Below are 20524 nucleotides of genomic sequence, written 5' to 3'. Positions count from 1 at the left end.
GCCGGACCGTGCTTCCCGCCGGCAGCGTAGGGTTTGGTGCATGCGCGAGTTGCCGCAAAGTCTGACGCCGCCTTCCAACGGCGCCGCAATCGATACCGAAATTCAGCTTTCCCGCCGCGCCGTGCTTTCCGGCGCCGGCGCCATGGCGCTGCTCGGCTTTGCCGGCTGCAGCACCACCGACGCGCTCGACCTGCCGCAAATGCAGCTCGACAACACCGTCACCGGTTCCGTGCCGCCGATGCGTCCGGCGATCAGCGTCGACAAGAACATCACCGGCCCGGACGTCATGTATGCCTCGCTCACCGACGGCGGATTCCAGGTGCCGGAGGTGCCGTGGCAGAAGGTCAAGCCGCAGTTCCGCCGTCAGATCGTCGTCGACAAGACCGGCGAGGCGCCCGGCACCATCGTCGTCCATCTTGAGGAGCGCATGCTCTATCTGGTGCAGCCGGGCGGCGATGCCATCCGCTACGGCGTCGGCATCGGCAAGGACGGCTTCCGCTGGTCGGGCCGCGCCAACATCCAGTACGGTCGCGAATGGCCGGTGTGGACGCCGCCGCCGGAGATGATCCAGCGCAAGCCGGAACTGGTGAAATGGCAGGGCGGCCAACCCGGCGGCCTCACCAACCCGCTCGGCGCCCGCGCACTCTACATCTACCAGAACGGCAAGGACACCGGCTACCGCATCCACGGTTCGCCCGAATGGTGGAGCATCGGCCAGGCGATGTCGTCGGGCTGCGTGCGCCTGATCAACCAGGACATCATCGATCTCTACAGCCGCGTTTCCAAGAAGAACCCGGTCGTCGTGGTGTGATCTTTTTCGGGCAGCCTATGCGGCCGCCACTTTCAGGATCATGCTTCCGTTTCTTCCGTTGCGCGATGCCGCAAGACAGGCGAAGGTGCCCTGAAAGCCTTCGCCTAGAGCCGGATGATTTCAGGTCTGTTCGACCTGAAATCTGAATCCGTCTCCAAATCAAAGAATTGGAGCATGATGTCGTCCGAAAACCGCTTCACACTTTTCGGCATCATGCTCTAGGGAGTGAAAAAGCATGGCTGAAACCTTCGTCATCGCGCAGGGCGGTGGCCCGACCGCCGTCATCAACCAGACCGTCGTCGGCGCCACGCTGGAAATCCGCAAGCGTCATCCCGGCGCCAAGGTGCTGGGCTCGATCCATGGCGTGCGCGGCATTCGCGACGGCAATTATGTCGACCTCTCCGCCATCCCCGAGGATCGGCTCAGGCTGATTGCCGGCACGCCGAGCGCGGCCCTCGGCTCGACCCGCGACAAGCCCGACGCCGCCTATTGCGAGGTCATCCTCAACGGCTTGAAGAAGGCCGGCGCCGACGCCTTCATCTATATCGGCGGCAACGACACGTCGGGCACCCAGCAGATCCTGACCGATGCCGCCGGCGGCTCGATCGCCTTCGTGCACGCGCCGAAAACCATCGACAACGACCTCGAGGAGAACGACCATACGCCGGGCTTCATCTCGGCCGCCGAATTCGTCGCCGGCGCGTTCCTGTCGGTCGATCTCGATTTCCGCGCCCTGCCCGGCATCTATGTCGGCATCGTCATGGGACGGCATGCCGGCTTTCTCACAGCTGCCGCGGCCGCCTGGCAGCTCGATCCCGACAGCGGCCCGCATTTGATCTACGTGCCCGAGCGCGCCTTCTCGGCAAAGCGCTTCATCGATGAAGTGCGCGAAAAGCTCGATCGTCACAAGCGCTGCATCGTCGCCGTCTCGGAAGGCGTCAGCACCGCCGACGGCAAGGCGCTGGTGGAAAGCCTGGTGCCGGCGGACAAGCTCGAGCGCGACCAGCACGGCAACGTCAAACTGTCGGGCAGCGATCTGCCGGCGGCGCTCGAACGCGCTCTGGCCGAAGGCCTGCCGGGCAAGCGCGCGCGGGTCGATGCGCTGGGCTACATGCCGCGCGGCTATATCGGCGCGATCAGCGCCGTCGACGCCAAGGAAGCCTTCGACGCCGGCGCCTTCGCGGTTGCCGTCGCCGGGGAAGGCGGCGGCTCGGTCGCGATCCAGTATGACGGGTCGAAGAGCGTGCTGAAGAAGGTGCCGCTGAAGGCGGTGGCCGGCAAGACGCGCCACATGCCCGACGATTTCATGCAGCCGGACTTGAACCAGCTTTCGGAAGCCGGCATGGCCTACCTGAAGCGGCTGGTGCCGGAAAAATACAAGGTCGGGAAGCCGTTCGTCTGATGAGCGAGCTTGAGATGGGCGACTGGTTCGGCACGGCGAAAGTCGATGCCGGCACGACGATGCTGACCGAGCCCTTCGTGCATGATTTCGTGCGCGCCAACATGTGGCATTTGAAGGGTCGCGACGCGGACCTGCTGGTCGACACCGGCATGGGTATTTGCCGCCTGGCGTCCGAGATCGACACGCCGGCCGGCAAGCCGCTCATCGTCGTCGCCACCCACATCCATCTCGACCATGTCGGCTCGCTGCATGAGTTCCCGCTGCGCATGGGGCCGAAGATGAGCGCTGCGCAATTCGAAAGCATGGATGATGCCGTCACCTACGCGTATATGTTCCACAATCTCGACGGCGCCGTCTCGAAGCTGCCGGCGCCGGACTGGAAAGCGGCTGACTATCGCATTCCTCCCGCCCCGCTGAGCCGCGCGCTCGACGAGGGCGATATCGTCTATCTCGGCGACCGGAAATTCCGCGTGCTGCATCTGCCTGGACACTCGCCGGACTCGATCGCGCTTTTCGACGAGACCGACGGCCTGTTCTTCGCCGGCGACGCCATCTATGACGGCATGCTGATCGACGACCTGCCGGATTCGGACCGCACGGCCTATTGCCGCACCATGCAGCGCCTGCTCGACCTGCCGATCCGCATCGGCCATGGCGGCCACGGACCGAGCTTCGATGCCGCCCGCATGCGCGAAATGGCCTCGTCCTACCTGCGCCGCCGAGAGCGGTTCGTAAGCGCCCTCTGAATTAAATCTTCGTAAGGTCGCCTCAAAACCCTAATTATGGCAACTAGGCGTCCTAGATGCGTGTCTGTCGAGACGGCCGGCTGCCATGCACGGCGAGACAGGCAAATCCGGTCATCGGCACGTCGACGGACGATCCCGTGGGAGCGCCCGCGACGCCGGATCAACGCTCGCCCGGACAGAACGACCATGTCACCCTCAAGCATTCTTCGCAGACATCGCGTCGCCGCCCTGTTGGGCGCCGCGCTGATCATTTCGCCCGTCATCGTCTCCTTCGCCCAGAGCAATGCCGGCCTCAGCACCGTGGCCGCGACCACGCAGACGCCCGTCGCCGGCATCACGGCTCCGAACGGCTCCTTCGCGCCGATCATCGCCGTCACCAAGCCGGCCGTTGTCACCATCACTTCGGTGATGGAGGCGCAGCCACAGGACGAGGGCTCGCCGCTCGGCGGCAATGCGCCTTTCGACCAGTTCTTCCAGCAGTTCTTCGGTGACCAGGGCATGCCGATGCCAAAGTCGCCGCCGCAGCAGCAGGGGCAGCGCGCCGAGGCGCTTGGCTCCGGCTTCATCGTCGGCGCGGACGGCACCATCGTCACCAACAATCACGTCATCGACGGCGCAAGCTCGATCAAGGTGACGCTCGACGACGGTACCGAGCTTCCCGCCAAGCTTGTCGGCCACGACGCCAAGAACGATCTGGCGGTGCTCAAGATAAAGGCCGACAAGCCTCTGCCGACCGTCAAATGGGGCGATTCCAATAAGCTGATGACCGGCGACCAGGTTTTGGCGATCGGCAACCCGTTCGGCATCGGCACCACGGTCACCGCCGGCATCGTTTCGGCGCGCGGTCGCGACCTGCATAGCGGCCCGTTCGACGACTTCATCCAGATCGACGCGCCGATCAATCACGGCAATTCCGGCGGCCCGCTGGTCGACGTCAACGGCAATGTCATCGGCATCAACACGGCGATCTATTCGCCCAATGGCGGCAGTGTCGGGGTCGGCTTTGCCATCCCGTCCGACCAGGCTGAGAAGGTCGTCGCCAAGCTGATGAAGGGCGGTGACATCGAGTATGGCTATCTCGGCGTGCAGATCCAGCCGGTCACTCAGGATGTCGCCAGCGCCATCGGCCTCGATCATCCGGGCGGCGCGCTGGTTTCCCAGGTCACCGACGGGTCGCCGGCTGCCAAGGCGGGCATCGAGACCGGCGACGTCATCACCGGCTTCGGCGGCCAGGAGATCAAGGATCCGAAGGATCTGTCGCGCGCCGTCGCCGACGTGTCGCCGGGCGCCAAGGAAACGCTCGATGTCTGGCGCAAGGGCAAGGCGATGCAGATTTCCGCCGATGTCGGCCGCAACGCTGACGATCAGAAGACGGCGTCGAACGGCAATGAAGGCCGCAGCCCGTCGGCCGAACAGGGCTTGCGCGTTCCCTCGCTTGGCCTCGGCCTGACCGACCTCACGCCCGATATTCGCGACCAGCTCAACCTTGCCGGCAACCAGCGCGGCGCGGTGGTCGAGCGGGTCAATCCGGACAAGGCGGCTTCGGTCGCCGGCATCCAGCCCGGCGATGTCATCGTCGGCGTCGACCAGATGCCGGTGAAGACCGCCAGGCAGGCCAACCAGGCGATCGCCGAGGCAGGCAAGTCCGGCAAGAAGTCGGTGCTTTTGCTGATCGATCGCGGTGACGCGCAGATCTTCGTGGCGGTGCCTTTCGCCGCCGGCTGACAATGCATGGCGACCTGCCGGAAACCGGCAGGTCGCCGAGATTCCTGTTGCCCGTGGCGATATCTTCGAGAACACTGCGCCGATCGTTTCTGCCGGCGCAGGAGATGTCTCGATGGTTACGCGTGGTTTCTTTTCCGGACGGCGTCCTCCTTCCGACACCGACGCGCGCATTCCGCCCGGCCAGTATCTGGAGCAGGGTTTCCCGGTTCTGTCGGCCGGGCCGACGCCGCGGGTGCGCGCCGAGGACTGGTCCTTCACCCTCAAGCAGGGGCCGCGGCCGATCAAGAAATGGAACTGGGCCGAATTCAACGCCCTGCCGCAGAGCAAGATGACGCGCGATATCCATTGCGTCACGGCCTGGACCAAGTTCAACACGCCGTGGCAAGGCGTGATGATCGACGACATCCTCGCCGATGCCGGCATCGAGCCGCCGACCGCCTATACGCTGGCACTGTCCTTCGACGGCTATTCCACCAATGTCCCAACCAAGGACCTCGTCACCGGCAGGGCGATGGTGGCGCTGCTCTATGAGGGCAAGCCGATCACATCAGATCATGGCGGGCCGGCGCGGCTCCTGGTGCCGCATCTCTATTTCTGGAAATCGGCCAAATGGGTGAACGGGCTGCAGTTCACCGAACGCGACGAGCCGGGCTTCTGGGAGCTGCGCGGCTATCACATGTATGGCGATCCCTGGCGCGAGCAGCGCTATTCCAGTGACCCGTGAGGGCGATCTGTGAGCAGCAATCGATGACCGCCGAGCCGTCGCCGCAATCGCCCTGGCAGGCAGCCACGATCGCCCGCATCGAAAAGCGCACGCCGCGCGTCACCAGCTTCTGGTTCCAGCCGTCGCGGCCCTTCGCCCATCTTGCAGGGCAGCATGTCGACATCAGGCTGACGGCGCCGGACGGCTATCAGGCGCGCCGCTCCTATTCCATCGCTTCGGCGCCGGAAGCAGGTGGCGGCATCGAGCTCGCGATCGAACGGCTCGACGACGGCGAGGTCTCACCCTTCTTCCACGACGTGGCGGCGGTCGGCGACGAGATCGAGCTGCGCGGGCCGCTGGGCGGCCATTTCATCTGGGAGGAGAGCGACGGCGGGCCGATCCTTCTGGTCGGCGGCGGCTCGGGCGTCGTGCCGCTGATGGCGATGCTGCGCCATCGCACGCTGCGCAACAATGCGGTGCCTGTCGCGCTGGTGTTCTCGGCGCGGGTCTGGGACGAGGTGATTTTCGGCGACGAGCTGATCGGCCTCGACGATCGTCGCGACGGATTCGATCTGGTGCTGACGCTGACCCGCGAGCCGGCCAGGCGGCCCTCCGACTATTCCCGGCGTGTCGACGCCCGCATGATGGCTCAGGCCATCGAGCGTCTGCCGAAGACGCCGAGGCTCGCCTATGTCTGCGGCTCGAATGCATTCGTATCGGCCGCCGCCGACGCGCTGATCGGCGCCGGCGTTCCGGCGGGGTTGATCCGCACCGAGCGTTATGGCGTCTGAGGAGAGCCTCGTCTCAGCCGGGTCGGGAGAATGTTGCCGAAACGAGCTGGAAAGGCAGCGCGCCATAGGTGGCGACGGCCTGCTCGTTGTCCCAGACGCGAAACTGTCGTGACGGCCGCGCCTCCAGCACCAGGGTCCGTCCCGTCCGGTCAAGCTTCACCTTGCCGCGAAAGCGCAGCATCCGCTCCCCGCCGGAACGGCTGATCGCCATCGAGCGCAGCCGGGCCACGTGCCGGTCGCCCGCATTGATCTCCATTTCGATGCGTCGCCTGACCGGCGGAACGACGATGCGCACGACGAGATCGAGCATCATCTCGCCGGCTTCGCCCCGCGGTTCATCCAGGGTTTGCGAGAGCACAAATGCAGCAGGCCGGCCGGCTGCCTTCGCCGCCATGGATTTGCCGCGCCACACGATGTCCGGCTCGGTCTGCTTCAGCCGGCCTTTCTTGCGCCGCAGGCGCAGCTGCTTTGCAAACCCCCGCGACAGCCAGGTCAGCGCGCCGAAATCGGTGCGCGGCTTGGCCTGCAGGACGGACGACAGGCGCGCCGCGCCGCGCCGGTCGGCCATGCCCACCACCTGCGCCACGACGGCTTCCGGCACCGCGATGCCGATCTCCAGCGCGAGGTAGGAAAGCGCGACCGCCGCGGCGACGGCGAGACCGCGCCTGGCGATGACGTCTAGGAATAGCGCCCAGTCGACATCGCCGCCTTCGATGGCCACGGTGCAGTCGACCAGCCAGTCGCTATGCGTATGCGCGTCGAGGCCGCCATGCGCGATGGCGAGCGCGATGCGGTCGGCGGGCGAAGGGACGACCACGCTGACGTCGCTGAACCTGGCGGCAATCGCGCGGCGCCAGATCGCGAGGTCGTCCTCGGCGTTCTGCTGCGAGCCGTCATAGGCGAGCTGATGCAGGTCGATGTCGCCATAATTGCCCTTGAAGAAATTCATCGAGCGCAGCGATGCTAGCCTTGTGCGCAGATATTGCGGGGAAACGCCGGTGGCGATCTGCCAGCCGCGGTCGCGCAGCACATCGAAAGCCGGCTGCATATCGTCCGGCCGCACCAGTATGTCGATGTCATGCGCCACGCGCCCGCGCTGCGCGGCGGCGTCGAGCGCAACGCGGCTGGCGCCCTTGATCAGCATAACCGCGCAGCCGGCATCGACCATCGCCTTCAACGCCGGCTCCGCCTCGCGCATGGCCATGCGCGACTTGGTCCAAAGCATCTTCTGCAGGCCGACGAGGCGCGGATAGGCGGCGTGGCCGGCAAGCTTGCGTCCGAACCTGTCGGAAATCGCGGCAAGCAGCCGGTGTTCCCGGAAGGAGACGTGATCGATGTCGTTCTCGTCCAGCCACCTTTCGGCGCAAAGGCGCGCCGCCTCTTCGTCGGGCAGAAGCGCTGCCTTCAGCAATTGGTCGAGCGAGCCGGTCGGCCAGGACCAGCCATAGTCTGGAAAACGCTTGCCGATGCGACGGATCTTCGCCATCAGCTGGAGCTGGCCTTGCTTTGCGCCCGTCGCAGCATGGCCAGCCGTGCCACTTCCAGGTAGCCGCGGTCGCGTGCCGTATCGCGCCCGTAGGACAGGCTTCCCGGCCTGATGCGTCGCAGCGCCAGGATGTCAGACATCATGTCGAGGACAAACCCGCTTTCCCGCGCCCGGGCGATCCAGTCGATCATCTCGCCACGGCCGCCCGGCGGGTCGATCATCGGTCCGACGCTCTCCGCGGCCGCTCGGCGCATCAGCATCGTCGAGCGCGACCAGCCGGGCGTTGCGGCCGGGGCCATCGCATCGGGCTCTCCGTCGCGAAAACTGCGTATATGGGTGAAGACCCCCGATGTCCCGGGAAGCCGTTCGAGATGGGCAAGCTGCGCCGCGATCTTTCCGGGCAGCCAAAGGTCGTCGGCGTCGAGCGTGGCGATGAAGGGCGTCGACAGCGCGGCGATGCCGCGGGTGGTCGCGCTGCCCGGCCCGGCATTGTCCTGGCGCAAAAGCTTGAGCGGCAGGTCGATGCCGTCGACAGCAGTGGCAATATCATCGGTCGAGCCGTCGTCGACCACCACGACCAGCTCGGGCCGCGCCGTCTGCGCCGCCACCGATCGCAGCGTCTCGACGATCGTGGCGCTGGCGTTGTAGGCAGGAATGACGACGCCGTATCCGCTCATCATATGAACCGCCAGTCCGCGAGTTTCTTCAGTTCGAAAATGCCTTCGATCGGCTTGAGCGACGGGTTGGCCCTGCGGCGCTTCATCGATTTGTAGATCGCGCGCATGAACTCGCGCGACTGGACGTCTTCCTGCCTCGTCATGTTGCCGGCGTGCCGCCGGTAATAAAGCGCCAGCGTGTCCGGGAGCAGGTATCGGGGGCCGACCTCGAAGCTGCGCAGCAGAAAGTCCGTATCTTCGGCCTGGACGAAGTCCTCGTCGAAACCGCCGAGCCGGTCGACCAAACGGCGCGAGAAGATCGCGGCCGACAGATGAATGCCGCGAATGGTAATGCTGTTGCAGTCTTCTGCCGGCTCCAGCGTCTGGTCATCGATCCTGTCGACCAGCATCATCCTGGAATAGGTAAGATCGAGAGCGGGATCCTTCCGGAAAAGCTCTATGTCGGCGGCGAAGCGCCCGGCTGGCGAGATGTCGTCGGAATCCAGAAAGGACACCAGCTCCGCCTCCGGCTCGAGCTGTCTCAGTCCGCTGTTGCGCGCCCGGGTCACGCCCATGTTCTCCTGCTGAAACAGTCGGATGCAGGATGCTTCGTCCATCATCGCGCGCACGGCTTGAGCCGAACCGTCGGTCGAGCCGTCGTCGATCACGACGATATCGAGATCGGCGGCGTCGCGCTGCCTGAGCAGCGAGCGGAGTGCTGCGCCGACGTAAGTCTCGCGGTTGTGAACCGGCATGATCACGGAGAGCTTCATCCGTGATCCCCGAACTGTCTTGTGTGGTCCAGCCCCCCGGCGTCCATCACATACCCTGCCAGCTGGGTGGGCTCTTATACTCGAAAATGCCCGGAGCCTCGCGCAGCGACGGATCCGCCCTGCGCCGTCTCATCGCTTTGTGGATCGCTCGCAGATGGTCGCGGAGCCTGCCGTCATTTTGCCGTGTCGCGTTCCCTGCATGACGCCGGTAGTAGATCGCGACGTTGTCCAGCAGCTCGTAACGGGGACCCGTTTCGAAGACGCGCAGCAGATAGTCTGTGTCCTCTGACAACTCGAACTCCTCGTCGAACCAGCCGATGCGATCGACAAGCGCCCGGCCGAACAGGGCGGTGCACAGCGAGAGCCCGCGAAGCGTCAAGATACGGCTGTTCGCGGCCGGCTCCAACGTCTCGTCGTCGATCCGGTCGACCAGCGTCATCAGCGAGTAGGTCAGATCGAGGCCGGGATGCGTTTCGAAATGAGCGAGGTCGGCCTCGAAACGGCCGGGAAGGGAAATATCGTCGGAATCGAGGAAGGACACGAAGCCGGCGTCCGCCGGCAATTGCCGCAGACCGGCATTGCGGGCTCGGGCAACACCCATATGAGCTTGTTGGAACAGGCGTATGCAGGCGTTCTCGTCCATCATCGCGCGAACCGCCTCGGCCGACCCGTCCGTCGAGCCGTCGTCGATCACGATGATGTCGAGGTCGACGGCGTCGCGCTGTCGCAGCAGCGAGCGCAGGGCCGGGACGACGAAGCGCTCGCGGTTATAGACCGGCATGATCACGCTCAGCTTCATCGGGCGCCCGCGCAAGGAAATCCGCAATCGTGCCGGCGATCTCCTCAGGATGCCTCCCGAGGTAAAGCCGGTAGCATGGCAGCAAGCGTGTGAGATCGCTGAAGAAGCGAAACCCGCTTTCCCGCTCGCCAGGCATCTGGGCAATGCCGGAGGGCGCCAGCGCGATGAGCGCATCCTTGCGCGAAATCGGTGCGATCGAACTCATCTTTCCGCCACTGACATGTGGCACCATCAACGCAGAAATGTCCAGACTCGCGCGTACTGGCCGAGGCGCGATCTCGTTAATGTGAAAGGCATGCTTGCCTTGCCAGTTGAGCGGTCGGCCGGTTCCCAGCCGCCTTCCCAGCCCGAGCCGGGCGAAACCCTGCGGATCCTGTTTCAGGATCGAAAACAGCGGTCGCGCGGTCACGCCGCCGGAAAGGTCGATCAGCACATAGTCGTCGCCGACGCTGTCCAGCCCGTTGAGCAGTCCCGCAACGACGGTTCCGGATTTTCCCGCGCCCCCGGCGCCGGCCAGCAGCACGCCCTTGCCATCAAGGCCCAGCGTGCCGGCATGGGCAAGGCGCATGCCGCCTGCGGCGTACTCCCAATGCAGGAAGGCGCGCAGTGGCGCCCCTTGCTCCCAGGGCGGAAACGCGTCGGGGGACCGCATCAGCTGGACGCCGATCCGTCGGTCGGGGTCGTAGACCTGCCAGAAATCCAGATCATGGTAATGATGGCCGCGCAGCCCCGCCTCGGCGAGTTTCTGGGCAAAGCCGTGTTCGGTGAAATGCGCATCGCCCCAGCGTGCCGGCACCGGCATGCCGCCGACGCCTGGATGGCCGATGAAGACATGGCATTGACGGGAGTCCCGCGGATCGCCGCCGGCTTCGATGAAAGCCTGGCCAAGGGCATCCGCGAGCGCGCCGGGCTCGAGATGCGCGATCAATTCCAGCCCTGGCAGGCGGACAATCCGCTGGACCGGGAATTGCCCGGCCGCGCTCTCGGCGGCGGCGAGGAGGAAGCGGGCGTAGTCCGGCAGGGTCTCGAGCGTGACGCGTGGCATGGTCTGTTCCAGCCCTGACCTCGCCCTTCGCCGGTCGCTCAGGAAACCTGCTTGACGGCCGGCCAGCCGAGCGGCTCCTCGACTTCGTGGATCGGATCGACGGTGATGAGGTCGGCAAGATCGTCATGGACGCTGACATTGAGCGGCTCGCGCGCCGCCGCCAGCGCCGCCGGCAAATCGTCGGAAGAGGGCAGCGGCGTTGCGCCGGAAGGCGTCAGCAGCCCAAACTCGACCAACTGCCCAATGAAGGACTCGAGCGCGGCGGCGTCGATCCTCGCAGCGCCCGCCGCCGATCGGATCAGCGCCTCGGTACCGACACCCGAGGCCAGCGCCTGCCATACCTTGCTGCCGGAATCGGAGAAGCCGAAATACTTCCCGTTGGAGAGGTCGAGCACGACAGCCTCGCCGTCGAAGGATTCGAAGACAATGTCCTTGCTCGCAACGGCATAGACGTCGGAAAGAGGCATGTCGTGGACCCCGCTGCAATTCCAGCCGGCGGCTGCCGGTCGTATCGTTGCCTGACCCCTGGACAACGCCTGTAAACACTCGATCCTTGCTTGGCAAGGCAAGGCGTGCCGGCGCCATCTCGACCTTTCGGGGTTTAGTTCGCGGTTCGAGTCTCTCGATATCGAGCGTCGACAAGGGGCAGCCGCGGCGCTTTCGGCACGAACGCCGTTTTTAGCCTTCGGTCGGAAATACGGGCCCGATGCGGGCCGAATCGGCCTTTGGAACGGGGGTAGGACGGTTAATAGTATCGAAAAGTGACTATTAGGAGATTCTAAAATCGAACTGAACGGTTCGTTTCTGTTGACGGTGCGTGCAGGACGGTGTGAACGTCGGTGCTCCGATACATTTGGTGAGCCAACCACCAAATTGGAATAAGATATTGATTTTATTCAATAAAAATAAAGTCATAGGCATGCTTATGAAAACTTCAAGATGCGGATTCATGGTCCAGACGGAAAAACTTCGTGATTGGAATCCGGCAGTCGGTTCACCCAAATCAGCGTTGTCCGAACGACGCGATTTCATTCCCAAGACACGCCGCTAGACGGACTGACTTAAGATACTGGAGTAGTAAAAATGAAAAAGATTGTTCTCACTGCCGCAGCCCTTCTGGCAATTTCTGGCAGCGCCTTCGCTGGTAGCGACCATTACAACCCGAACGAAGCCAATCAGGCGGCCGCCAAGGTCGACTCTTCCTACACGGCTTCGGTCCACCAGCCTGCGCCGGCCACTCAGCAGCCTGCCACGACGGGCGCCGACCACAACCTGTTCGGCAACAACTAACAACCGACCTTGAACCGGCGGCGGGCTCGCCCGCCGCATCGGTCGGACCACAAGATTCAGGAGCACTGAAATGAAGAAGATCGTTCTTGCCACGGCCGCCCTGTTGGCCGTTTCCGGCGCCGCTTTTGCCGCGGAGAGCGGCCATACCGGTAACGTAGGCGCCAGCCAGCCGGCTCCCGCCGTCGACACCACGCGTACGTCGTCGATCAATACCGACTCGACGGTCTACAAGCTGTTGAACTCGTCGAACGACGTTCACAAGTCGGCCCCTCAGGGCAGCGACCGTAGCCTCTTCGGCCGCTAACAACTTTAGACGATATACGAACGAAGAACGGCGGGCCTTGGCCCGCCGTTTTTCTTTTCCGCAACGGCTATGCGTCAGCCGGAGCGGTTAACCGTCAGGCAGCCTTTGCTTCCTCGCGATGCAGCGTGAAGGAATGGCCGTCGGCGTCGAAGATGTGCAGATCGCCGCCGCTGGCGTTGAGCCGCAGGGTCTCGCCGCGCTTGACCTCGACATTGCCCGGCAGCTTGGCCACCAGCGGCAGGTCGGTGCGGCCGATATCGACATAGACAAGCTGAACCTCGCCAAGCTGCTCGATATAGTCGACCTTGCCTTCGAACAGATAGTCCGCGCCGGTCGCGATCGCGAGATCCTCCGGCCGAACGCCGAAGCTGACCGCGGCGCCATTCGCCGAGGCCGGCGTCGCGATCGGCACGGTCGCCTTGCGGCCGCCGACATGGCTGACCACGGTCGGATTTCCGGCCTTCTCGATCTTTGCCGGCAATATGTTCATTGCCGGCGAGCCGATGAACTGGGCGACGAACAAATTGCCCGGACGCTTGTAGAGCTCCATCGGCGTGCCGACCTGTTCGATATAACCTTCCTTCAGCACTACGATGCGGTCCGCCAGCGTCATCGCCTCGACCTGGTCGTGCGTGACGTAGATCATGGTGGTGTTCGGCATCGATTCCTTGAGTTTGGCGATCTCGATGCGGGTGGCGACGCGAAGCGCGGCGTCGAGGTTCGACAGCGGCTCGTCGAACAGGAACACCTTCGGGTTGCGCACGATGGCGCGGCCGATGGCGACGCGCTGGCGCTGGCCGCCCGACATCGCCTTGGGCAGGCGGTCGAGATATTTGGTCAGTTGCAGGATCTCCGCCGCCTGGCGCACGCGCTTGTCGATCTCGGCCTTGCTTTCCTTGCCGATCTTCATCGAGAAGGCCATGTTGTCGTAGACCGTCATATGCGGATAGAGCGCATAGGACTGGAACACCATGGCGATGCCCCGCTTCGACGGCGGCACGTCGTTCACCACCTCGCCGTCGATCTTCAGCTCGCCCGAGGTGATTTCCTCGAGGCCGGCGATCGACCGCAGCAAGGTGGATTTGCCGCAACCCGACGGTCCGACGAAGACGATGAACTCGCCCGATTTGATGTCGAGGTCGATGCCATGGAGAATGTTGAGGTTGCCGTATGATTTCTTCACCTGGTTCAGCGTGACATCGGCCATGTTTTCTCCTCCCAATGATTTCCGTTGCAATGTTCAGTCGACACGCCCGAACCAGGCGCCATAACCGCCGAGGCGGACCGGCCCGGTGCCAGTCTGTCCCGAAAAGCCGTGCCCCGGCAAGGGCTGCAGCGAGCCACGGCCGAGATCGACCTCGGCGGGCTTGCCGCCGAGGTTGAAGGCGCAGACGATCCGCTCATTGCCCTCGCGGCGCGTGAAGGCGACGGTGTCGCCATCGCTTTCGATGAAGTCGATGTCGCCCTTGGCCAGCGCCGGATGCTGGCGCCGGAAGGCGAGGAAGCGGCGGTAATGTTCGAGCAGCGAGCTTGCGTCGCCCTGTTGCACGTTGACGGCCTGCGACAGGTGCTTGCCCGGCACTGGCAGCCACGGCTTGGCGGTCGAGAAACCGCCATTCTTGGCAGCCGCGTCCCACACCATCGGCGTGCGGCAGCCGTCGCGGCCCTTGAACTCCGGCCAGAACCGGATGCCGTAGGGATCTTGCAGGTCTTCGAACTTCAACTCCGCTTCGCCAAGGCCGAGCTCTTCGCCTTGATAGATGCACACCGAGCCGCGCAGCGACATCAGAAGCGCCGAGATCACCTTCAGATAGCCGGGCGGATCCGCCTCGTTGGCGGCCCAGCGCGAGGCGACCCGCATCACGTCATGGTTGGAGAAGGCCCAGCACGACCAGCCGTCGCTGGCGACCGTGCCGAAAGCCTCCAGCACCGCGCGCACTTTCGCCGCGCTGATCTTCTCCGGCGCCAGGAAGTCGAAGGAATAGCACATATGCACGCGCTTGCCGTCGGCGGTGTAGGCGGCGACCACTTCCAGGCCGCGCTGGGAGTCGCCCACCTCGCCGACGGCGGCCTGCGCCGGATATTCGTCGAGAAGCGCGCGGAAGCGCTCCAGGAAGCCGAGGTTCTCCGGTCGGCTCTTGTCGTAGAGATGGTCCTGGTAGTTGTAGGGATTGACCGCCGGCGCCGTCTGGTCGTTGCGCTGTTCCGGCGGCAGCGGCGGATTGTCCTCCAGCCCCTGGCTGTGGAAGTAGAAATTGATCGTGTCCAGCCGAAAGCCGTCGACGCCGCGCTCCAGCCAGAAGCGGGTGATATCGAGCAGCGCGTCCTGGACTTGCCGGTTGTGGAAGTTGAGGTCCGGCTGCTCGGCCAGGAAATTGTGCATGTAATATTGCTGGCGGCTGGTGTCCCACTGCCAGGCCGAGCCGCCGAAGATCGACAGCCAGTTGTTGGGCGGCGTGCCGTCGGGTTTTGCGTCCGCCCATACATACCAGTCGGCTTTCGGATTGTTACGGCTGGAGCGGCTTTCCTTGAACCAGGGGTGGATGTCGGCGGTGTGCGACAGCACCTCGTCGATCATCACCTTGAGGCCCAGCCGATGGGCTTCCGTCACCAGCGCGTCGAAATCGGCGAGCGTTCCGAACATCGGGTCGACGTCGCAATAATCCGACACGTCGTAGCCGAAATCCTTCATCGGCGATTTGAAGAAGGGCGAGATCCAGATGGCATCGACGCCGAGCGAAGCGATGTAGGGCAGGCGCCGCACGATGCCCTTCAGGTCGCCGATGCCGTCGTCGTTGGAGTCCTGGTAAGAGCGCGGATAGATCTGGTAGATCACCGCGCCCCGCCACCAGTCGCGGTCGACGGCGGGGTCTGGTCTCGAAGTCGCCTTCAAAGCCGATTGCATGTCTTCAACCTCCTTTCACCGAGCCGGCAAGCAGCCCGCGGACGAAATAGCGCTGCAGCGAGAAGAACACGATCAGCGGCACGATGATGGTGATGAACGCCGATGTCGTCAGGATCTCCCAGTTGCCGCCGCGCGAGCCGAGCAGCGCGTTGAGCTTGGCCGTCAGCACGATCTGATCGGGCGCCGTGCCGAGGAAAACCATTGCCACCAGGAGATCGTTCCATACCCACAGGAACTGGAAGATGGCGAAGGAGGCAAGCACCGGGAAGGACAGCGGCAGCACGATCTTGACGAAGATCTCGAAGTCGCTGGCGCCGTCGATGCGCGCCGATTCCATGATCTCGCGCGGCAGGCCGGCAATGTAGCTCCTGAGCAGGTAGATGGCGAAGGGCAGGCCGAAGCCGGTATGCGCCAGCCAGATGCCGAGATAGGTCTTGGACGGCACGCCGAAGAAGGTGCCGACGCCGTTGTAGAGCTTGAGCAGCGGGATCAGCGACATCTGCAGCGGCACGACCAGCAGGCCGATGATGACGGCAATCAGCAGCGCCCGGCCCGGAAAGCGCATCCAGGCCAATGCATAGGCCGCGAAGGCTGCGATGAGGATCGGGATGATCGTTGCCGGGATGGTCACCGTCAGCGAGTTCATGAACGAGCGGCCGATGCCTTCGGAAAACAGCACGGCATCGTAGTTGTCCGTGGTGAATTTCGGCGGCGCGGAGGAGGCGAAATAGACGCGTTGGCCGCGGTCGCCCTCGAAGGCTTTCACCGAGGACAGGATAAACGTGCCGTCGGCGTTCATCTGCAAGGTGGCGCCATCATTGAGCTCGGCAACCGTCCCGGCCTTGTACTGCGTCGGCGCGGACGACTTCACCCCGAAGGCGCTGATCTCACGCTTGGGCCCGTCGCCGAAGATGTTGCCCTCGATGACATATTTGCCGTCCTTCTGGGTTTGCGCCGACGCCGCGGGAAGCCGCCCGGCCTCGCTCTGGCTGGAACTGGCAAAGGAGTTCCACCAGCCGGCGGCGACGATCTGGTCCTTGTCGCGCAGCGACGAGACGAGAATGCCGAGCGTGGGAATGGTCCAGATCACCACGAAGACGAGCACGGCGATGTGGACGCCGAAGCGGCCGGCGAAGGATTTTCCGGTCTTGGCGGCCATCTCAGTGCCCTCCCGTCTCTTTGTTGGCCTGGCGGATGTTCCAGACCATGATCGGGATGACCGCGATCATGATGATGATGGCGATCGTCGCGCCGCGGCCGAAATCGCCGCCGCCGCGGAACATCCAGTCGAACATCAGATTGGCGAGCACCTGGCTGTTCCATTGGCCGTTGGTCATGGTCAGCACGATGTCGAACACTTTCAGCACCAGGATGGTGATGGTGGTCCACACCACTGCGATCGTGCCCCAGATTTGCGGCACCATGATCTTCCAGAAGATCTGGAACGGGTTGGCGCCGTCGATCACGGCCGCTTCCAGCGTCTCTTCCGGAATGCCGCGCAGCGCCGACGACAGGATGACCATCGCAAAGCCGGTCTGGATCCAGACCAGGATGATCATCAGGAAGAAATTGTTCCAGAACGGCAGCGATATCCACACCTGCGGCTGGCCGCCGAAATACTGGATGATGGCGTTGAGCAGGCCGATCTGCACCTGGCCCTCGCCGCGATACTCGTAGATGAACTTCCAGATCACGCTGGCGCCGACGAAGGAAATGGCGAGAGGCAGGAAGATCAGGCTCTTGGCGATCGTGCCCCACCAGATCTTGTCGGTGAGCACGGCGATGATCAGCCCAAGGAAGGTGCAGGCCGCCGGCACCACCGCCAGCCAAAGCACATTGTTCAGGATCGAATTGCGGAAATCGTGATCGCCGAGCGCCCATTCATAATTGGCGAGGCCAACGAAATTCTCGCCGCCGCGATCGAGGAAGGAGAGCCTCAGCGTCTCGATGACCGGGTAGATCAGATAGATGGTAAGGATGATCATCGCCGGGCCGACGAACAGCCAGGGCCGCACCAGTCCCTGCCGGCGCAAATTGTCGACGGCGGCGGTGCCCGAGACGCCGCGTGACGGGAAGACGAGATCGAGCAGTTTGTTGGCGCCCCAGAAATAGGCGACACAGCCGCCGACGCCGATGATGATGACGAATATGGCCGAGAAAATCTGAGTCGCCATGGGTCCCTCTCCCTGCGCATGACCGGCCAGCCAGGGCTGGCGATCGGATGCACCGACTTTCGGTTATTCGGAACAATCGAAACGCGAAGGCTTCCGGCGTTGACCGCCGGTCGGATCCGGACCGTGGCCCAGATCCAGGTGGAGGATTAGGAGGATTTCAGGATGCTTACTTGATGGCATCCCAGCTTTTCTGGATGTCGGCGGCGACGTCTTGCGCGGACTTGCCGCCGACCAGGTCGATCATGCCGGTCCAGAACGAGCCCGCGCCGACCTTGCCGGGCATCAGGTCGGACCCGTCGAAGCGGACAGTCGTGGCGCCGACCAGGATCTCGCCCTGCTTCTTCAGCGCGTCGCTGCCATAGGCGTCCTTGTTGGCTGACTTGAAGGGGGTGACGAAGCTCTTCTGCGCCATCCACAATTCATGCGCGAGCGGCATCTCGAGGAATTTGATGAACTCGCGCGAGGCCTTGGAATCCTTGGTGATCATCACCAGCGTGCCGGCCACTTCCAGCGGCGTGCCCAGTTCCGGCTTGGAGGCGTAAGGCGGGTAGGGGAAGAAGTCCGCGTCCTGGCCGAGCTTCACGTTTTCCGGGAAGAAGGAGGGGATGAACGATGCCTGATGGTGCATGTAGCACTTGGGCGGCACGGTGAAGAGGCCCTTCGGGCTGTCGCGGAAGTCGGTCGCCGCGACCGCCTTGGCGCCGCCGTCCACCATCTTGTCGTCGGTGGCGATCTTGCCGAAGATGTCGATGGCGTTGACCACGGCCGGGTCGGTGAACGGGATCTCGTTCTTCACCCACTTGTCGTAGACTTCCGGCGGCTGGGTTCTCAGCATGATGTCCTCGACCCAGTCGGTCGCCGGCCAGCCGGTGGCGCCGCCGGAACCGAGCCCGATGCACCAGGGCTTGCCGCCGTCGGCGATGATCTTCTTTTCGAGGTCGGCGAGTTCTTCCTGGGTTTTCGGCACCTTGTAGCCGGCCTCGTCGAAATTGTCGGGCGAGTACCAGACCAGGCCCTTCACGTCGATCTTGTAGGGGAAGGCGTAGAAGCCGGGCTTGCCGTCCTTGCCATTATAGGTGCCGAGCTTGGCCCAGGAGTCGCCGGCGGCGTAATTTTCCTTGATCCAGGCGGCGACGTCGTCGCCCAGCGGGGTCAGCACGCCCTTGGAAGCAAGATCCTGTATCAGGCCGGGCTGCGGCAGGACGGCGATGTTGGGCGGGCTGCCGGCCTGGGTGTCGATGACGATCTGCTGCTCATAGTTCTCGGACGAGGAATATTTCACCTCCGCGCCGGTGGCCTCGGCGAAATAGTCGAGGACCGAACGCACAAGCGTCTCGTCCTCACCGCGCCACGGCCCGAAGATCGTCAGCGTCTCGCCCTTGAGATCGACCTTTTTGAGGTCGTCGTAGTTCGCCCAGTGAAACTTCGGATCCTCGCCCGGCTTGAACTTCAGTTCGGCTTGCGCCGGCAGGCTGAGGGTGAGTGCCGCAAACGCCGCACCCAAGAGAAGCATTTTCTTCATCGCAAGTCCTCCCAGTGGTCACAAACAGGACGAAACCTCCATTTCGTCCGCCGACGCCCGCGGAACTGTGACTCAGCGAAAGGGCAACCGCAACCTTTCGAAGAGACTTCCAAAGCGCTTTGGCTATTTTGATCTCGCCATTGAATTGCTCGAGAGTCAAGTGGGAGAGTTTATAAATCGATTTAAATCTCCCGACATAGAGTGAGAAAAGTGCACTGCAGCATAGTTTTTTGGGCCGCAGCAGCAATTTTTGCTTCAAACGGCGCCTAGGGCCCTCTAAGGTCATCATGCTTGGCGATCTCGCCAACACTCATCGGATCGATTCAATTTGAAAGCGCTTTGAGGCTGGAGGCCTCCGATGAACCTCAAGCAACTCTCGCATATGCTGTCACTCTCGCAGACCACGGTGAGCCGGGCGCTGAACGGCTATCCCGAGGTGAATGAGGAAACCCGGCGCCGGGTGATGGATGCGGCCAAGCGCCATGGCTACCGGCCGAACCCCAGCGCGCGCCGGCTCGCCACCGGCAAATCGGGGATGATCGGCTATGTGCTGCCGACGGGGGCCGCCGTCGACATCGATCCGCACTTCGTCGAATTCCTCTCCGGCCTTGGCGACTATGCCCGCGCGCACGAGCTCGACCTCGTGCTTTCGCCTGCCGATGCCGACGACGAAGAAACGACCTACCGGCGCATCGTCGCCAACCGTCAGGTCGACGCCGTCTACCTGTCCTCGCCGCGGCCGGCCGACAAGCGGCTGGCGCTGGTCAACACGCTGGGCATCCCGTTCCTCGTCCATGGCCGCAGCGAAGGTTTCGACTTCGACTATCCCTATCTCGACATCGACAATGAGGGCGCCTTCCACGAAGCGTCGAGACTGCTGATCCAACTCGGCCACAAGCGCCTGGCGCTGATCAACGGCAACGACCGCGAGACCTTCGCCATCCACCGCGAGCGCGGCGTGCGCCGGGCGCTGGCCGCAAGCGGGCTGACGCTCGGCGAGCGCCACATCCGTTCGGTGGCGATGACCGAGGAGAACGGCTATCGCGCCGCCCGCCGCCTGCTCGAGGAGGCTGAGCCGCCGACGGCGATCGTCTGCTCCAGCCTGATCATGGCGCTGGGCGTCGTGCGCGCCGTGCGCGATCTCGGTCTCACCATTCCGGGCGACCTGTCGCTGGTCGCCCATGACGACGTCTTCCCCTGGCTGCGGCCGGAGAATTTCCCGGTGCCGCTGTCGACCACGCGCTCCTCGATCCGGCTTGCCGGCGCGCGTGTCGCCGAGCGCCTGGCGGCGCGCATATCGGGGCTGGAGGAGGGCGCGCGGGGAGAGGTCTGGCCGGTCGATCTGGTGGTGCGGGGATCGGTGGCGGGGGCGCCGGTATAGGGCCTGATCCA

Annotated in this window: 21 protein-coding genes; 10 read left to right on the top strand and 11 right to left on the bottom strand. The window is 64.0% G+C overall.

What is annotated here, in order from left to right:
* Positions 1–142 precede the first annotated feature (142 nt).
* The 6 genes from FJ430_RS02030 (at position 143) to FJ430_RS02005 (ending at position 6178) form a co-directional block, all read left to right on the top strand.
* The gene (locus tag FJ430_RS02030) at positions 143–811 is read left to right on the top strand and encodes a L,D-transpeptidase (RefSeq protein WP_226892210.1); all 669 of its coding nucleotides are present in this window, start codon (positions 143–145) and stop codon (positions 809–811) included.
* 235 nt (positions 812–1046) lie between these two features.
* The gene (locus FJ430_RS02025; protein WP_140702189.1) at positions 1047–2213 is read left to right on the top strand and encodes a diphosphate--fructose-6-phosphate 1-phosphotransferase; all 1167 of its coding nucleotides are present in this window, start codon (positions 1047–1049) and stop codon (positions 2211–2213) included.
* A 14-nt stretch (positions 2214–2227) separates the two neighbouring features.
* The gene (locus tag FJ430_RS02020; protein ID WP_140702842.1) at positions 2228–2959 is read left to right on the top strand and encodes an MBL fold metallo-hydrolase; all 732 of its coding nucleotides are present in this window, start codon (positions 2228–2230) and stop codon (positions 2957–2959) included.
* 186 nt (positions 2960–3145) lie between these two features.
* Entirely contained in the window at positions 3146–4684 is a 1539-nt protein-coding gene (locus tag FJ430_RS02015; protein ID WP_140702191.1) for a DegQ family serine endoprotease, read from the top strand.
* 112 nt (positions 4685–4796) lie between these two features.
* Positions 4797–5408, top strand: coding sequence for a molybdopterin-dependent oxidoreductase (locus FJ430_RS02010; RefSeq protein WP_140702193.1), 612 nt, complete (start codon positions 4797–4799; stop codon positions 5406–5408).
* A 23-nt stretch (positions 5409–5431) separates the two neighbouring features.
* A complete protein-coding gene (locus FJ430_RS02005) occupies positions 5432–6178 on the top strand; it encodes a ferredoxin reductase (RefSeq protein ID WP_140702195.1) in 747 nt (248 codons plus the stop codon).
* A gap of 13 nt (positions 6179–6191) precedes the next feature.
* On the opposite strand, the gene FJ430_RS02000 is transcribed toward FJ430_RS02005, so the two are convergent.
* From FJ430_RS02000 to FJ430_RS01980, 5 genes are read right to left on the bottom strand one after another with little or no spacing between them, the layout of a single operon-like run.
* On the bottom strand, positions 6192–7664 hold the full coding sequence (locus FJ430_RS02000) for a nucleotidyltransferase family protein (protein WP_140702197.1): 1473 nt from the start codon (positions 7662–7664) through the stop codon (positions 6192–6194).
* Positions 7664–8344 (bottom strand): glycosyltransferase family 2 protein, encoded by a 681-nt coding sequence (locus FJ430_RS01995; RefSeq protein WP_226892039.1) that lies wholly within the window; start codon positions 8342–8344, stop codon positions 7664–7666. The genes FJ430_RS02000 and FJ430_RS01995 overlap by 1 nt, the downstream gene beginning before the upstream one ends.
* The gene (locus FJ430_RS01990; protein WP_140702201.1) at positions 8341–9093 is read right to left on the bottom strand and encodes a glycosyltransferase family 2 protein; all 753 of its coding nucleotides are present in this window, start codon (positions 9091–9093) and stop codon (positions 8341–8343) included. The genes FJ430_RS01995 and FJ430_RS01990 overlap by 4 nt, the downstream gene beginning before the upstream one ends.
* 46 nt (positions 9094–9139) lie before the next feature.
* Positions 9140–9892, bottom strand: coding sequence for a glycosyltransferase family 2 protein (locus tag FJ430_RS01985; RefSeq protein WP_181166949.1), 753 nt, complete (start codon positions 9890–9892; stop codon positions 9140–9142).
* The gene (locus FJ430_RS01980) at positions 9861–10694 is read right to left on the bottom strand and encodes a serine kinase (protein WP_226892038.1); all 834 of its coding nucleotides are present in this window, start codon (positions 10692–10694) and stop codon (positions 9861–9863) included. Before FJ430_RS01980 ends, FJ430_RS01985 begins: the two co-directional genes overlap by 32 nt.
* Before the next feature lie 15 nt (positions 10695–10709).
* On the opposite strand from FJ430_RS01980, the gene FJ430_RS01975 reads away from it, so the two are divergent.
* Positions 10710–10955, top strand: coding sequence for a hypothetical protein (locus tag FJ430_RS01975; RefSeq protein WP_226892036.1), 246 nt, complete (start codon positions 10710–10712; stop codon positions 10953–10955).
* Between the two features lie 20 nt (positions 10956–10975).
* Here the strand turns inward: FJ430_RS01975 and FJ430_RS01970 are convergent, their stop codons facing one another.
* A complete protein-coding gene (locus FJ430_RS01970; protein WP_140702205.1) occupies positions 10976–11404 on the bottom strand; it encodes a PqqD family peptide modification chaperone in 429 nt (142 codons plus the stop codon).
* Between the two features lie 616 nt (positions 11405–12020).
* On the opposite strand from FJ430_RS01970, the gene FJ430_RS01965 reads away from it, so the two are divergent.
* Together FJ430_RS01965 and FJ430_RS01960 are read left to right on the top strand one after the other, a co-directional pair.
* Positions 12021–12227: a DUF680 domain-containing protein gene (locus tag FJ430_RS01965; protein ID WP_140650748.1), complete on the top strand. Its 207-nt coding sequence runs from the start codon at positions 12021–12023 to the stop codon at positions 12225–12227.
* Between the two features lie 70 nt (positions 12228–12297).
* Positions 12298–12531: a DUF680 domain-containing protein gene (locus FJ430_RS01960; RefSeq protein WP_140647157.1), complete on the top strand. Its 234-nt coding sequence runs from the start codon at positions 12298–12300 to the stop codon at positions 12529–12531.
* 94 nt (positions 12532–12625) lie between these two features.
* On the opposite strand, the gene FJ430_RS01955 is transcribed toward FJ430_RS01960, so the two are convergent.
* From FJ430_RS01955 to FJ430_RS01935, 5 genes are all read right to left on the bottom strand, one after another.
* Entirely contained in the window at positions 12626–13738 is a 1113-nt protein-coding gene (locus tag FJ430_RS01955) for an ABC transporter ATP-binding protein (protein ID WP_140702207.1), read from the bottom strand.
* Between the two features lie 33 nt (positions 13739–13771).
* A complete protein-coding gene (locus tag FJ430_RS01950; protein ID WP_140702209.1) occupies positions 13772–15436 on the bottom strand; it encodes an alpha-glucosidase in 1665 nt (554 codons plus the stop codon).
* A 4-nt stretch (positions 15437–15440) separates the two neighbouring features.
* Positions 15441–16595 (bottom strand): carbohydrate ABC transporter permease, encoded by a 1155-nt coding sequence (locus FJ430_RS01945; RefSeq protein WP_140650738.1) that lies wholly within the window; start codon positions 16593–16595, stop codon positions 15441–15443.
* A gap of 1 nt (position 16596) precedes the next feature.
* Entirely contained in the window at positions 16597–17610 is a 1014-nt protein-coding gene (locus FJ430_RS01940) for a carbohydrate ABC transporter permease (protein WP_140647153.1), read from the bottom strand.
* A 166-nt stretch (positions 17611–17776) separates the two neighbouring features.
* Entirely contained in the window at positions 17777–19132 is a 1356-nt protein-coding gene (locus FJ430_RS01935) for an ABC transporter substrate-binding protein (RefSeq protein WP_140650735.1), read from the bottom strand.
* Between the two features lie 358 nt (positions 19133–19490).
* On the opposite strand from FJ430_RS01935, the gene FJ430_RS01930 reads away from it, so the two are divergent.
* Positions 19491–20513 carry a substrate-binding domain-containing protein gene (locus tag FJ430_RS01930; protein WP_140647151.1) on the top strand — a complete coding sequence of 341 codons (1023 nt, stop codon included), beginning with the start codon at positions 19491–19493 and terminating at the stop codon, positions 20511–20513.
* The last annotated feature ends 11 nt before the right edge of the window (positions 20514–20524 follow it).

The sequence above is a fragment of the Mesorhizobium sp. B2-8-5 genome (genome assembly GCF_006440675.2).
Taxonomy (GTDB): domain Bacteria; phylum Pseudomonadota; class Alphaproteobacteria; order Rhizobiales; family Rhizobiaceae; genus Mesorhizobium.
This window is presented reverse-complemented; position numbering and strand designations above follow the sequence as displayed.